Origin of the sequence: Capnocytophaga endodontalis (assembly GCF_002209445.1) — a bacterium.
Lineage (GTDB): Bacteria > Bacteroidota > Bacteroidia > Flavobacteriales > Flavobacteriaceae > Capnocytophaga > Capnocytophaga periodontitidis.
Map to the genome: position 1 here is coordinate 2,563,996 of NZ_CP022022.1, position 15,164 is coordinate 2,579,159.

Sequence of the window (15,164 nt, forward strand, 5' to 3'; positions counted from 1 at the left end):
GTTAAAAAATAATAATCTCTAAACAACAGAGAGTTATTACTTTTGTATCACATCTCCTTCTTTTAAGGAAGTCCACGAGAGTGGAGAATGTGAGAAAGAGGATTTTTATAATCAATAAGTTAATTCAATCCTTAATTGTCATTCTAATATTGTTTAGCATTATTTTGGTCTTACGGATAATACTCTATTTCTCGTTTTTCTTCTATTTGGATATCATTTCCTTTAAAATTCTTAACTTTCCCAGATGATTCTTCTGCTATCAAGGCTTTTAGGATTAGATTTCCCATCTTATCATAAGTAAGCTGATAAACTTTTGTAAAAGAAGGTTTTATACCAGTTTTATCCTCGTAATACTCTTCTCTTATTTGATGTGTAGTATTGTTATAAATGTATTTCGTCCTCCCCCTAAAATTTCCTAATATATACTCTTGTTTAGATACAAGTACGCCACCCTTATAGTCTTCTATCAGTTCTATTTTCCCATCAGTATCATATTGAGTATGTTTTTTCAGTTGCCCGTTAGTATCATATTGATATACCTCCATATTGTCTTTCTCGCAATAACTCCCTCCAAAAGAGTCTTTTCTGTTTTTCATATAGGCGAGGTCGTATTGCTTTACCAAAAGTCTGCCCGCACTGTCGTATTCATAAAGCTCTTTGTAGTTGATACCATCATAACCTCCCTTCGCTTTCCTCTCCTTAGAAAGCAAATTTCCTTTGCTATCATACGTATAAAGGTAAGTCTCACCCGCCTTGATACCATTTATATTTACAGTTAATGTCTCTTGCACCACATTATCAGGCAACTGAGTAAATACCGACAGAGACTCATCGCTTTTCATCGTTTTTAGTTTGCCATCATCGGTATACTCAAACATAATTTCCTTTACCTTATTCCCGTCACTGCTATACGTTTGATAACTCACAAGCTGCCCTTTTTTATTGAAATAATACCTTATTGAAGAGCCATATTCGTTATATTCTATAAGCGTTTTAACCTTCCCTTTAAGTTCGTATTGATTGAGGAAAGGCTTATATCCGCCCGATGTATGTTGCCCGCGTACAATGGTAAGAAATAAAAACATAAGTAATAAGAGTGTTTGCTTCATAGTGATAAAAAAATAGCTACATTTTTCAAAAGAAAAATATAGCTATTGTACTATTAGAAAAGAATATACCACTGTATCTCTTGAGAGTACTGCTTAAAGGGGTACAAGGGAGGGCTTGTGGCGTGATATTCATTTAACAATTAATAATTAAAAAGAGCGAAAAACGGGTCTCGAACCCGCGACCTCAACCTTGGGAAGGTTGCGCTCTACCAACTGAGCTATTTTCGCGTATTATTTATGGCGCAAAGATACAACAAAATTTAATTCCTACAAACTTTTATTCGCTTTATTTTGCGAAAGAGAATCAAACCTTACAGCATCAATATCTATATTCATTTACTTGGAAACAATTTCATCAAGTTGTTTGAAAATAGGATTCATATCAATGTGTTTTGTCTTCTCATTCCACTCTTTTTTATAAAATTCTCCTAACTCACGTTCATTCAAAATATTATTTTCTGAGTAACGCTTGGCTTTTTCTAAAACTATTGGATTTATTTTTTAAGCGCTCATAACAATTGATTTTATGAGACAAAGACACTAATTATTTTAAAAATAACAGAAAAATAGTAGTTAGTTTTTAGTGGTTAGTCGTTAGCAACTAATAACTAATGTCTAAATTAAGAAATAATTATTATTTTTGCAACGTTTGGCGCAATATTTGATTATCACAATCTGCTTATTACAAATCAACTAATTGCTAAATTTACTCATTTTACTAATTAACTTATGGTTCATATCGACGAAAAAATATATCTTTGGCTCATAGCGATACTCATTCCGCTATTTATCATTTTTGCCTTTTCAATGCTTCGCAAACGCCGATTGCAAAAGCAATTTGCTTCCTCATCAACTCTTAGACGTTTAGCCCCCGACCGATCCCGCTTCAAACTGTGGGTGAAGTGGAGTGTTTTGGCTGTAGTGTTCTTACTGCTGAGCATTGCTTTGGCTAATCCTAAAATAGGCACTAAAATTGAGACTGTAAAACGTGAAGGGGTGGATATCGTTTTTGCTATCGATGTCTCTAAAAGTATGCTTGCTGAAGATGTAGCTCCTAACCGTTTAGAAAAAGCGAAACGCATTGCTTTTGAGACTATTAGTCAGCTAAAAGGCGACCGCGTGGGCATCGTGGCTTATGCAGCGAGTGCTTACCCTCAATTAGCGCTCACAACCGACCATTCGGCGGCAAAAATGTTCCTCCAAGGTATGAATACCGATATGCTTTCCTCACAAGGTACTGCTATTCAAGAGGCAATACGTATGGCAAGTAATTATTTTGACGACAAGAGCCCTACAGCCCGCTTGCTCTTCATCCTCAGCGATGGCGAAGACCACGAAATGGGTGCTACTGAAATTGCTTCGGAAGCACAAGAAAAAGGGGTACACATTTATACCATAGGTATTGGTACTGAAAAAGGAGCTCCTATCCCTATAAAAGAAGGAGGCGGACAAACTTATAAACGCGACAACAATGGCGAAGTAGTAATTACCAAGCTCAACCCCGAACTCTTGCAACAGATAGCGAGCAATGCAGGAGGTGAATACCTCAACGGTGATAACACTCAAAAAGCAGTAAACCAAATTAACAAGATATTAGACGGTACTGAAAAAAGTCAGTTCGATACCCAAAAGTTTGTAGATTTCAAAGACCAATTTCAGTGGTTTTTAGGAGGTGCTTTACTATTACTTCTATTAGATCTTACTATTTTTGAACGCAAAACACAATGGGTGAAGAAATTGAATCTTTTTAATGAAAAAAAAAAGTAAAATGAAAAACATTCTATACATATCATTATCCTTACTCTCTCTCTCTGCTTTTGCTCAAAACAAAGCAGAAAAAGAAGCTCTAAAAGCAATGGCTAACTCTAAAAAATACACTTATGAAGGCAATACTGCTCTCAAAAGTGATAAACCTATACAAGCCGAAGTGGAATATCGCAAAGCAATAGCCGAAGATAAAAACAATGCTACTGCCCAATATAACCTCGGCACTATGTATTACCAACAAAAAAGTTATGACGAGGCTTTCTCCCGACTCAAAAACGCTTCTGCTTCCGATAAGATTAGTGAAGATGAAAAACACAGGGCGTTCCACAATTTGGGCAATGCCTTTATGAAGAAAAAAGAATACGAAAAGGCTGTTCTTACTTATAAAGAAGCTCTTCGCCATAACCCTAAAGACGAAGAAACTCGTTATAATTTAGCTGTAGCCAAAGAAATGCTCAAACAAAATCCTCCACCTCCACAAGACAACAAGAACAATAAAGATAAAAATAACCAACAAAATCAGAACAATCAGCAAAATCAACAAAACCAAAACAACCAGCAAAATCAACAAAACCAGAATAACCAAAACCAGAATAACCAAAACCAAAACAATAAAAATAACCAGAACAACCAAGATAATAAGGACAACAAAGATCAAGGCGATAACAAGCAAGATAAAAATAAGGATAAGGGTAACGATCAAAAAGACCCTAATCAAAACAATCAACAAGATAAAGACCAAAACGGACAAGGGCAAGGTAGACAACAGCGTCCTTCATCTCTTTCTCCACAACAAATGGAGCGCATTTTAGAAGCTATGAACAACGAAGAGCGCAAAACTCAAGAGAAAATCAATGCTCAAAAAGTAAAAGGACAACGTGCTAAATCTGAAAAAGATTGGTAATAGAAGTGAATAGCAATTCACCTTTTTAACAAATAATAATAAAAAATGAAATACAAGATTATATTTTTTATAACTTTCTTAATCCAAAGTCTCTATGCACAACAAGTAGAGTTTAAAGCCGAAGTGAGTAAAAATCAATTAGGAGCTAACGAACGCTTGCGTATAGAGTTCTCTATGAATAAAGACGGAGATAACTTCACCCCACCTAATTTTCACGGATTTACAGTGGTAATGGGTCCCTCTCAATCAATTTCTAAATCGTGGATTAATGGAGTAAGCAGTTTCTCCAAAACCTATGTCTATATCTTAGAACCTAAAACCAAAGGTAACTTTACTATCGGGCAAGCAAGTATAGAGATTGACGGTAGGACTTACCGCACTAATCCTATTACTATTACTGTTACCGATGCTGTAAAAACTCCTACAATGGAGAAGAATAGCAATGATTATGCTCGTGAAGGCTTATTCCTCTTAACCGAAATATCCAACCCTAATCCTTACCTAAATGAGGCAGTAATTGTTACTTATCGCTTGTACGTAGGTAGAGGTATTGCGGTGAATAACTTCCAAGAATTGAACACTCCTAAATACCCTGAATTCTGGAGTCAAGAGATTAGAGCGAACGACTACCAAGTAGAAGAACGCACCTATAAAGGTCAAGTGTATCGTACTGTTGTGATGAGACGCAAAATGATACTCTACCCTCAAAAAACAGGTAGCATCACCTTAGAACCCTTGAATTTGAACGTATTACTCACTGCACCTACAGGGCAACGCGATTTCTTTGGCGGTCTTGTATACGAAAGTATGGAACGAAAAGTTTCTTCAGGTAGTGCAGTAATCAATGTAAAACCATTGCCTGAGCAAGGTAAACCAGATAACTTCTCTGGGGCTGTAGGTGATTTTTCATTTGCAGTAAACCTTACCCAACCTACCCTCAAGGCTAATGAAAGTACCCAGTTGAAAATAGAAATATCAGGTAACGGAAACTTCAAATTATTTGATTTACCTAAGCCTAATTTCCCATCATCATTAGAAGTGTACGCACCTGAACAAAAAGACGATGTACTCCCTTCACTTAATAGTGGGATGAAAGGTCGATTAGAACAAACCTACACTATTGTACCTGAGTACAAAGGTAAATATCCTATCTCTGGACTCTCTTTTTCGTACTTTAACCCTAAAACACAAAAGTATGAAACTGTAAAAACAAACGATTTATGGATAGACGTAACTGAAGGTCCTACCCCAAATAGTGACACTACAGCCAACGAACTAACTACCGCTCCTAAAACTTTAGGCGGCTTGCAAATGAATGCCGACCTCCAAGATATACATACATCTGTATTCTTCGGTTCTACCAGCTACTATTTGTGGTTACTCTTGCCATTATTGCTCATCCCGATAGCTCTTATTTGGTGGCATATCAAAATGCAAAGAGCAAGTGATATAGAAGGAAATAAAGTGAGGGCAGCTAACAGATTAGCAAAGAAATATTTAGGAGAAGCCAAACGCAAATTAGGTGATAAAGGTACGTTCTACGAAGCCTTAGAGCGCGCTTTACACAACTATTTAAAAGCTAAATTGAAGATTGAAACTACCGAGATGAGCAAGGATAAAATTACTGAATTATTGCTCAACCAAAAGGCTAGTGAAGCTACTGTAACACAATTTATGGCATTACTCGCTAATTGTGAAATGGCACGATACTCACAACACCACACCGATGCCTCTATGGAAAAAGATTTTGGAGATGCTGTAGAAGTGATTTCAGCACTCGACAAACAAGTGAAAAATAAGTAATCGCTAAACAAAATGAAAAACAATATTTTTATCTATATCCTTCTATTAGTTTCTGCGCAACTTTTTTCTCAAGATAACAATATCAATCTGTTTGAAAAAGCTGCTCAGCTCTATCAACAAGGTCAATACACTGAAGCTATTGAGCAATATAAAACTATATTGGCTCACGGGAAAGAATCGTCTGCCTTGTACTACAATTTAGCAAGTGCTCACTACAAACTAAATCACGTACCTGAGAGCATTTATTATTACGAGAAAGCCCTCCAGCTCAACCCCGATAATCAGCAGGCTAAGGACGGACTTCTATTGGCAAACCAAATGAAAGTAGACGCTATTGTTCCGCTTCCCAAAACGTGGTTGCGCCAATTCTCTGATGCCGTTACAGGTTTGTTTAGCTTGCAAACGTGGGCTGTACTCTCTATTATAGGTGTCATCGCATTTGTGTTGAGTTTTTTCTGTTACTATTTTTTAGAACAGACTTCTCTCAAACGACTTTTTTTCACCCTGATGTTTGTATCAGTAGCGATAGCTGTGGGCACTTATTTTATTGCTAACTTTCACAAAAAACAAGTAGATGGTGAAAAGTATGCTATATTGTTTAATAAAACCGTAAGGGTATTTTCAGAAGCTAATGCCTATAGCAGTGAAGTATTACAACTACACGAAGGCACCAAAGTTGAAATTACTGAAAAAACAAACGATTGGGTAAAAATACGTTTAGCCAATGGAAAAACTGGCTGGACTAAAGTGAGTAGTTTGAAAGTATTGTAAGTATTTGCTGCAAACTTTCCTCTTTAGTTAGTCCGTCCATCGCGAGGCTATGTGTAGCTTGTGTATAGAAAGTATTGCGCTCAAAGAGATGTTTGCGGATAAAATCTTCTAAATCCTCCTTTTTTAGTTCCTTTAGTAAAGGACGGGAAGTGGATTCAGCTAAGCGTTTAGCCAAGCTTTTAGGAAGATATTTCAGGTAAATAGAAATATTTCCTTCAGCTTTTATCAATTCCATATTATTGCCAAAACAGGGGGTACCTCCCCCTAATGAAAGTATACAATCACCTTCTCTTTGCAGGATTTCTTGCAAATAGAAGGTTTCTTTTTTGCGGAAATATATCTCTCCTTTGGTAGCAAAAATATCTTGTACACTCATTTTTTCGGCGGTAGCTACATAAACATCAAGGTCTACAAAAGGTACATTTTTAGCAGCAGCTAAGGCTTTCCCAAGGGTAGATTTACCACTTCCCATATAACCGAGTAAAATTATTTTCATTTGTAATCTATTGGATAGTAAGGGGTTGAAAAATACTTTTAAAATAAAATGCAAAAATAATACTTTTTTTCTTGCTACGTAATAAAAATGTTATATCTTTGCACCCGCAAACAAGAAAATACTGATTGTCATAATGACTCGGTAGCTCAGCTGGTAGAGCACGACACTCTTAATGTTGGGGTCCAGGGTTCGATCCCCTGCCGGGTCACAGGGTTATACAATTATTGTTATTTTTTATAGGACTTGGTAGCTCAGTTGGTAGAGCACAACACTTTTAATGTTGGGGTCCTGGGTTCGAGCCCCAGCCAGGTCACAAGGGTTATACAATTTGTTTTTTTATTTTTTTAAGGGACTTGGTAGCTCAGTTGGTAGAGCACAACACTTTTAATGTTGGGGTCCTGGGTTCGAGCCCCAGCCAGGTCACAAACACGTTAGCCTACGTGGAGAAATTGGTAGACTCGCCATCTTGAGGGGGTGGTGCTCGTTAGGGCGTGCTGGTTCGAATCCAGTCGTAGGCACTTTGGGGATAAGGATTTATATATAAAAAGAGACTATTCAACATTTTGAATAGTCTCTTTTTTATTGCTTCTCTTTTCTTTATTAAAGTTTAAATATATGTATTTATTTCCTATTTTATGAAACTGCTACACAAACTTTCTCTTCAAAAAATCTCACCTCTCCCCTCCCCTTCTCAAAAAACTTTTTATACACCTTCTCAAATTTAACTACAAAACCTCATTCATAAAAATATTTTATTAACATAGCCAATGATTGCATAAATATTTTATTTTATATCGCCAAAGATTACAAAAAAATTATCTTTCTAAATAATTATGTTTTTATGCTGATTTTCAGCTACATATTGTCAAACAAAAGATAAAATATCTAATTCGTAATAAAAAAATAAGTTAAAACCCTTGTCAATTGTTAAAATATTCTTAACTTTGCCTCGTAATAATAATTTTAATTATATTATATATGAAGGTAAAAATATTAATGTTATTTATCTTTGTGTGTTGTGGCAGCTTGCTATGGGCACAGGAGAAAACTGTAACGGGTGTCGTTACTGATGAAAGTAAAACTCCTTTACCAGGGGTGAACGTAGTTATTAAAGGTACTACGCGTGGTGTTTCAACAGATTTTGACGGGAAGTATACGCTTCGCGCCAAAGCTAATGAAACAATTGAATTTAGTTCTATAGGTTATGTTACCCAAACTAAAAAAGTAGTAGGCAACGGTAACAACCTTGTTATCAATGTACTGTTAAAAGATGAAACGCAACAGCTCACCGAAGTTGTAGTAACGGCTTTGGGTATCAAGCGCGAACAAAAAGCCTTGAGCTACAACGTGCAACAAGTGAAAGCTGAAGAGCTTACCAAAGTGAAGGACGCGAACTTCGTGAATAACCTCAATGGTAAAGTTGCTGGGGTGAACATTCAACGCAGTGCCTCTGGGGTCGGAGGGGCTACCAAGGTGATTATGCGTGGTGCTAAATCTATCACGGGTAATAACAATGCCCTTTATGTGGTAGATGGTATTCCGCTCAACAATGCTTCTTCTGCTTCCGATGGCGGCGATTTCGGTACTCCTGGGGGTGGTGAAAGTATCTCAGACTTCAACCCCGAAGATATCGAGAGTATCAATATCTTAACAGGCCCTTCAGCAGCTGCCTTATATGGTGCAGCAGCTGCCAATGGAGTGGTGATTATCAACACTAAAAAAGGTAAAGAAGGTAAAGTTTCCGTAAACTTCAACTCTAAAGTGGAAGTGCTTACTCCTTTTATTACCCCCGAATTTCAAAACACTTATGGCAGTAGTGGTGAGACCAGCTGGGGCGCTAAACTCACAACTCCTTCTACTTACGACCCTCTCAAATTCTTCCATACAGGGGTAGTACACAACAACGCGGTAGACTTTTCTATAGGTTCTGCCCAAAACCAAACCTATGTATCTTTTGCTTCTACCGATTCTAAAGGGATTATCCCTACCAATGGTTACTACCGCCACAACTTTATGGGGCGTAATACTACTCATTTTTTAAACAACAAACTACATTTAGATTTTTCAGCGAGTTATATCTTGCAAGGTAACCAAAATATGTACTCTCAAGGAGGGGTATTCAACCCGCTCACTTCTTTGTACCTCTTCCCTCGCGGTGATAATTTTGAAGAGCTCAAAGCGTGGGAACGCTGGAATCCTTCACGCAAAATCAACGAACAATACTATCCTTATGTAGGTAATGTTGCCAATGGGGTCATAAAAGAAAATCCTTATTGGAATATCTACCGTCAGCAGTTCTTAGAAAAGAGAAAACGCAATATGTACTCTGCTTCTCTTACCTATGATGCTCTTAGCTGGCTCAATATCAGTGGTCGTGTGCGTATTGATAACACTCAAGGAGAGGGCGAAATGCGTGCGTATGCTACATCCGACCAAAGTACAGGGGTAGGTTACTATGGCGAATGGCGTTATACGCTCAAAACAATCAATCAAACCTATGCCGATATAATGGCTAATATCAACAAAGATCTTGGTAAATATCAAGATGCCGATGGTAATGAACGCAAAATGTTTAATATCTCTGCCAACCTCGGAGCTTCTTACGACGACAACTTGCATAAAGAAGCTGGTTTTAGAGGTAATTTGCACAATATCTCCAATTTCTTTGCTGTGAGCAACCTCGACCCTCGTGGAGGCAAAGTGCAAACACATAGCCATACCCGCAATATAGCTGTATTTGGTAGTGCCGAATTAGGCTGGAAAAGCCGATTGTTCCTTACCCTTACAGGGCGTACCGACTGGGCGTCTCAACTTGTAAATACGAACGATGAAGCGATTTTCTATCCATCGGTAGGGCTTTCAGGGGTTGTTTCCGAATTTGTGAAAATGCCCGAATGGTTACCTTACCTCAAAGTGCGTGCTTCATATACCGAGGTGGGATCACCTATCTCTCGTGAAGGCTTTACCCCTGGTACACGTACCTTCGGTTTTAGTGGTACTGGTATCAGTTCTGACCCCGATTATCCTTTCCCCGATTTTACCGCTGAACGCACTAAATCTTACGAAGCGGGCTTGAATGCTAAATTGTTTAAAAACGCTTTAAACCTTGATGTTACAGTTTATAAATCGAATACTTACAACCAATTGCTTTCTTATGATTTACCTGAATCCAGTGGTTACAAACGTTTGTGGTTACAAGCAGGTAATATAGAAAACAAAGGTATTGAAGCGGGATTAGGTTTCAACAAAACTTTTGGCAACTTTGCTTGGAGCAGCAATGTAACCTATACACGCAACATCAACCTCGTAAAGGAATTAGCTCATCATTACCGCAACCCTATCAATGGTACTTATTTTGATATTACCAAAGTGGGCAGCATTCGCGAAGGTGGTTCTATGACCGATGTGATTACCGATAAACTCCTTAAACGTGGTGCCGATGGCAAGTTAGTAGATTCTGGCAAAGGTACTTACGAAATTGATAACACTCGCGAATACCTTATCGGTAATACCGCCCCCGATTTCACTATGGGATGGCGCAACAGCTTCACTTTCTATAAAAATCTATCGCTCGATGTAATGATATATGGTCGTTTTGGTGGTATTGTGCAATCACGTACCCAAGCGTGGCTCGACCAATACGGTGTTTCTAAAGCTACCGCCGATGCGCGTGACCGTGGAGGTGTAATGATTGACGGTGTGTTGTACGACGCTCGCAAATACTACGAGACCATTGCTAATGGTGGGGTAAGTTTGCCTGCTTACTATAGCTATGACGCTACTAATGTGCGCATACAAGAGTTATCACTTACTTATCGTTTGCCTTTAGCCGAAATGAATCGTATGAAATGGCTCAAATCACTCAGTATGTCGGTTACTGGTTATAACTTAGCTATGTTGTACCTCAAAGCGCCTTTCGACCCCGAATCAACTGCCAATACTAAAAGCTATGGCACTGGTGCCGACTTTTTTAGAATGCCTTCTCTCCGCAGTTTAGGTATCGCTATCAAAGCCTCTTTATAATAAAAACGTTTATTTTAAAAATGTAAACCAATGAAAAAATTACTATATATCAGTATGTTGTCCTTCCTTACCTTCGCTTGTACTAAGGATTTTCAGGACATCAATACCAATCCTACCAATCCTACTAAAAAAATAGCAGAACGCGATGGGATTAACATAGCAGGGTATTTGGGAACGATTCAAAACCAAATCATCCCTACCCGTGCGGTGAATGGTACCAACCTCTACCAAACCTCTATCAATATGATGGGCGATAGTTATGTAGGCTATATGAACCCTCCTATTAATAAGTGGAATAACCAAAAAACAATGATTACAGGCTATATGGCTGAATGGTGGATGAACAACAACTATTCAGGTATGTTCAGCACTATTATTTCCTCTTGGCGTGACGTGAGAACCAATACCATCCTTGCCGACCCTAACGATATTACTTACAAAGCAATCTACCAAATGGTAATGATTTGCAAAGCTTTAGGGGTATTGCGCGCTACCGATATGTTTGGACCTCTACCATATTCTAACCAAGGTAAAGGGCTTACCAAAGTACCTTACGATTCTGTAGAAGAGATTTATACCCAGCTCTTTAAAGAATTGGATGAAGCAGTAACTTATCTCAACGAGTACAAAAGCAATTACAGCCTTCCTGAAAGCATCCGTAAAAACGACTTTTTCTATGCAGGTGATTTGAACAAATGGATTAAATTTGCAAACTCTATTCGCTTGCGTATGGCAGTGCGCATCCGCTATGTGGCATTTGCCAAAGCTAAAGAAGAAGCTCAAAAAGCTCTCAATGGCGGTGTGATGGAAGATATGAGCGATATGGCTAAACTCCAAACTAACGAGCGCCTCATCATCCTCAACAGCTTAGAAATGATTGCTAATAACTACCAAGATACCCGTATGGGAGCAACTATCTGGTCATACCTCAAAGGCTATCAAGACCCTCGTATGAACGCTTACTTCAAGCTCAACCCTACCGAACGCCCCGATGGTTATACCAATCAAACAGAATTACAAGGTATACGCTCAGGTTTTGCAGGTGATAAAAACTATTTAGGCTTTGGCTACCCTAATATCAAAGAGGATTCACCTACTTATGTGATGAAAACTTCTGAAGTCTATTTCTTAAGAGCTGAAGCTAAACTCTTTGGTCTTACTACCGATGCTAAAACCGACCAAACTCTTTATGAGGAAGGTATTGCAATGAGTTTTAGAGAAAATGGTGTAAGTGCTAATTCTTATGCAAGCAACAACACCAATAAACCTGCTCCTTATGTTGATCCTCTCAATGCAGCCAACAATCAAGGTGCACCTTCTGAAATAACCGTATCTTATGCCGCTACAGCTACGAACGAGGATAAATTAGAGAAAATCATTACTCAAAAGTATTTAGCTATTTTCCCCGATGGTCACGAGGCTTGGACTGAATGGCGTCGTACAGGTTACCCTCGCCAAATCAACCCTGTAGCCTATAATGCCGATGCTATCCACGGTAACACTATCAAATCTACCGATGGTCGTACCAAAGGTGTCCGCCGTGCTATCTATCCTCAATCGGAATACACAGGTGAAAACCGTGAAAATGTACTCCGTGGTGTACAACTTTTAGGCCCTGGTGCTGTAGACGATTGTAATACTCACCTCTGGTGGGATGTAAACCCTAATACACGATAAAAATTAAAAACTATGAAAAACAGAACAGTTAAATATCTTAGTCTGTGCGCTCTAAGTCTGTTAATGGCAAACTGCGTGAAAACAGAACCTTTAGACGTAGAAAAAGACTATAAACAGCAGCTCACCGAGCGTGCTAAACAAGAACAACAACGCGAGGCTGAAGCTAAAGCTAAAGCCGAAGCTGAAGCCCAAAAAAAATGGGATGCTTATTACCAAATGCTCACCGAGTACAAACAAAAAGCGTGGGCTAACCAAGGTGAAAAACCGTTTATCTATATGTGGTGGACAGGCTGGCGCGCCGTCGATGGGCTCGACCGCTCTTGGTTGCAATCCATCCCCGATACTACCACCGCTATCTCTCTTTGGGGGGGCTATGGCAAACAACCTGCCGATATGACCGAAAACGAAAAATACGACTTAGATATTTTCCACAAAAAAGGAAGTAAAGTGTTCCTCTGCTGGCAAGTGTCAAACGTAGGGCTCGGTTTGCCAAGTGAAGGTAAAGAAAATGGTTTTGCTCGTTTTCGCCAAAAATACGGCGAAGAAAAAACTCCCGATAACGAAACATTCCGCTGCCAAATCTACGCTCGCGACTTAGCGCGCTACATCATCGCTTGCGGTTTTGATGGTTTTGATATCGACTGGGAACCTAACATCGGTAACCACGGTCACGGCTACAACGAGTTTGCTTCTGGTTCTTCTGTGAATGGCTATAACCAAAATATGAATACCTTTATCGCCGAAATTGGTAAATACTTTGGCGATAAATATTCAGGCGACCAACGCAAACAGTACCTCCGCGACCTTTTTGATGAAAACCATTCAGGCTACCACGAAAAAGAAAAAGAGTACATCCGCGCCTATAAACCTTTCTTTGAGAAAGGCAATTATGTAGAGAAAAAGTATTACCTCTTGTATGATGGTGAAGGAGTGCTTGATTTTGGCTTAAACGACGGGTATATCAGCAAATACATTATGCAAGACTATGGATATAATCGTGTAGGTAACCCTTTTACCTCTAACAAGCATAAAAGCGTTTCTACCTCAGAGTTTGAAAAAGGTCAGTTCAAATCTATTATAGGAAAAGCCGAAGCTGCTAAACAAAAAAGAGTAGGCGGAGTAGGCTCTTATCACGGCGAAATAGACTTCTCTACTTCTGCTGAAGATGTTGCCTTTAAAAGCTATTTACAAGAGAAAAAAATAGAAGGTAGAAAGTACAAACACTACGCTTGGATGCGTGAGGCAACTCGTATTATCGACCCTCGTAGTACCGATGAATACAAGAATTTTAAAGAAGAATTGACAATTCGTAAACCTAAATAATTGACCTATGAAAAAGATTTGTATACTCTCACTCGCTGCCCTTGTTTGGAGTGCCTGTGAAAAACTGCCTAATACCGATGGTATCACCCCTCAAAAGGTAGTACTTTTTGATAACGCTGCCGTGACTACTATCAAAGTGAAAGACGATAGTGGCTCCAGTGCCCCTACCGAAGTGAAAGTGCGATTGGCTAACCCCATCGCTGAAGATACTTACTATCAAGTGAGCTTAGATAAGAGTGCTATAACAGCTTATAATCAAGCAAATAAAGTGGATTACGACTTGGTGCCTGCTAACACCTTAGCAATGAGCTATACCGACCAAGGGGTTACCAAAACCGCCACCACACTCGTAGTACGTGTACCTAAAGGACAACAAGTATCTGCTGGAAAACTCCAATTCAACATCGGTGCTTTAGTAGATGCCAATGGCCAAAAACTCTCTGGAGCGAATAACTACGCCGTTGCCTTGAAACTCACCCCGATGAATGGTACTGTAATCGTGCAAAACAACCGCAAAAATGCCTTGTTTTTGCTCTCCCGTTCCTTTAAAACTAAAGTAGCTCACCTCAGAAATAAAGCTTTTCACGCTATCTATGGACAAAATACAGGAAAACAAGAGAGTGGTAAAACTTATGCTAACGATGTGAAACTCACTGCTTGGACAATGCAGTATTCCATAGCACCTATCAACGCCTCTCGCAACGCTGGTTTGATGTACCCTAATGGGCGTGCCTCTTCCGATTCTGCTCTTTACAACGTACTCTATGGGGGTTCATTCTTGTTTATGAATGGCGGTCTCAAATTAGGCTTCAATACCGATAAAGGTAAAAACTTCAAATTCCAAGAAGTAACGGGGCATCCTTCTGCCGATAAATGGTATCACGTGGCAGTAACTTATGAAGAATTAGAAGGTCGCGCCTATTTGAAAATGTACGTAAACGGCGAATTGATGTTCGATTCGGCTGCCCCTGCTAAAATCAACGATTTCCCAATACTATGCTTTGGCAATGGTAACCTCGATGCTTATGTACGCGAAATGCGCCTTTGGAGTAAAGCGCTTACTCAAGGACAAGTAGCTGCTACCCAAAATTTTGTAAAACCCGATTCCGATGGCTTGGAATTGTACATACCGTATAACGAAGACCCTTATGTTGAGGAAAACGGACAAAAAGTAGTGAAAAATGCTTCTACCAATCCTAATAAAAAATTACCTGAAAAATGGTATATCCACACTATCAATGGAGAAGTAAAACTCCCTACTGTAGATTATAACACCGAAGTTGAATTCTAA

10 protein-coding genes and 5 tRNA genes are annotated in these 15,164 nt (G+C 38.9%); 12 read left to right on the forward strand and 3 right to left on the reverse strand.

The window, feature by feature from the left end:
• Nucleotides 1-170 precede the first annotated feature (170 nt).
• Complete coding sequence (locus CBG49_RS11590) at nt 171-1,085, reverse strand: hypothetical protein (RefSeq protein ID WP_157668399.1); 915 nt, start codon at nt 1,083-1,085, stop codon at nt 171-173.
• Between the two features lie 179 nt (nt 1,086-1,264).
• A tRNA-Gly gene (locus CBG49_RS11595) sits at nt 1,265-1,337 on the reverse strand.
• 501 nt (nt 1,338-1,838) lie between these two features.
• Here CBG49_RS11595 and CBG49_RS11600 point away from each other — a divergent pair.
• From CBG49_RS11600 to CBG49_RS11615, 4 genes are read left to right on the forward strand one after another with little or no spacing between them, the layout of a single operon-like run.
• Complete coding sequence (locus CBG49_RS11600; protein WP_088594598.1) at nt 1,839-2,876, forward strand: vWA domain-containing protein; 1,038 nt, start codon at nt 1,839-1,841, stop codon at nt 2,874-2,876.
• 1 nt (nt 2,877) lies between these two features.
• Nucleotides 2,878-3,780 (forward strand): tetratricopeptide repeat protein, encoded by a 903-nt coding sequence (locus tag CBG49_RS11605; RefSeq protein ID WP_088595320.1) that lies wholly within the window; start codon nt 2,878-2,880, stop codon nt 3,778-3,780.
• A 45-nt stretch (nt 3,781-3,825) separates the two neighbouring features.
• Entirely contained in the window at nt 3,826-5,583 is a 1,758-nt protein-coding gene (locus tag CBG49_RS11610) for a BatD family protein (RefSeq protein ID WP_088594599.1), read from the forward strand.
• A 12-nt stretch (nt 5,584-5,595) separates the two neighbouring features.
• Nucleotides 5,596-6,354, forward strand: a complete 759-nt coding sequence (locus CBG49_RS11615; RefSeq protein ID WP_088594600.1) for an SH3 domain-containing protein — start codon at nt 5,596-5,598, stop codon at nt 6,352-6,354.
• Here CBG49_RS11615 and CBG49_RS11620 read toward each other — a convergent pair.
• A complete protein-coding gene (locus CBG49_RS11620) occupies nt 6,326-6,850 on the reverse strand; it encodes a shikimate kinase (protein WP_009412310.1) in 525 nt (174 codons plus the stop codon). The genes CBG49_RS11615 and CBG49_RS11620 overlap by 29 nt on opposite strands.
• A gap of 135 nt (nt 6,851-6,985) precedes the next feature.
• Here CBG49_RS11620 and CBG49_RS11625 point away from each other — a divergent pair.
• From CBG49_RS11625 to CBG49_RS11660, 8 genes are all read left to right on the forward strand, one after another.
• A tRNA-Lys gene (locus CBG49_RS11625) sits at nt 6,986-7,058 on the forward strand.
• Nucleotides 7,059-7,090: 32 nt separating this feature from the next.
• Nucleotides 7,091-7,163 (forward strand) — tRNA-Lys (locus CBG49_RS11630).
• A gap of 37 nt (nt 7,164-7,200) precedes the next feature.
• Nucleotides 7,201-7,273, forward strand: a tRNA-Lys gene (locus CBG49_RS11635).
• Between the two features lie 11 nt (nt 7,274-7,284).
• Nucleotides 7,285-7,368: transfer RNA gene (locus CBG49_RS11640), tRNA-Leu, on the forward strand.
• Nucleotides 7,369-7,828: 460 nt separating this feature from the next.
• Entirely contained in the window at nt 7,829-10,873 is a 3,045-nt protein-coding gene (locus CBG49_RS11645; protein WP_088594601.1) for a SusC/RagA family TonB-linked outer membrane protein, read from the forward strand.
• Nucleotides 10,874-10,903: 30 nt separating this feature from the next.
• Entirely contained in the window at nt 10,904-12,550 is a 1,647-nt protein-coding gene (locus tag CBG49_RS11650; RefSeq protein WP_088594602.1) for a SusD/RagB family nutrient-binding outer membrane lipoprotein, read from the forward strand.
• A gap of 12 nt (nt 12,551-12,562) precedes the next feature.
• Nucleotides 12,563-13,873 carry a glycoside hydrolase family 18 protein gene (locus CBG49_RS11655; protein ID WP_088594603.1) on the forward strand — a complete coding sequence of 437 codons (1,311 nt, stop codon included), beginning with the start codon at nt 12,563-12,565 and terminating at the stop codon, nt 13,871-13,873.
• Nucleotides 13,874-13,880: 7 nt separating this feature from the next.
• A complete protein-coding gene (locus tag CBG49_RS11660; protein WP_009412306.1) occupies nt 13,881-15,164 on the forward strand; it encodes a DUF1735 and LamG domain-containing protein in 1,284 nt (427 codons plus the stop codon).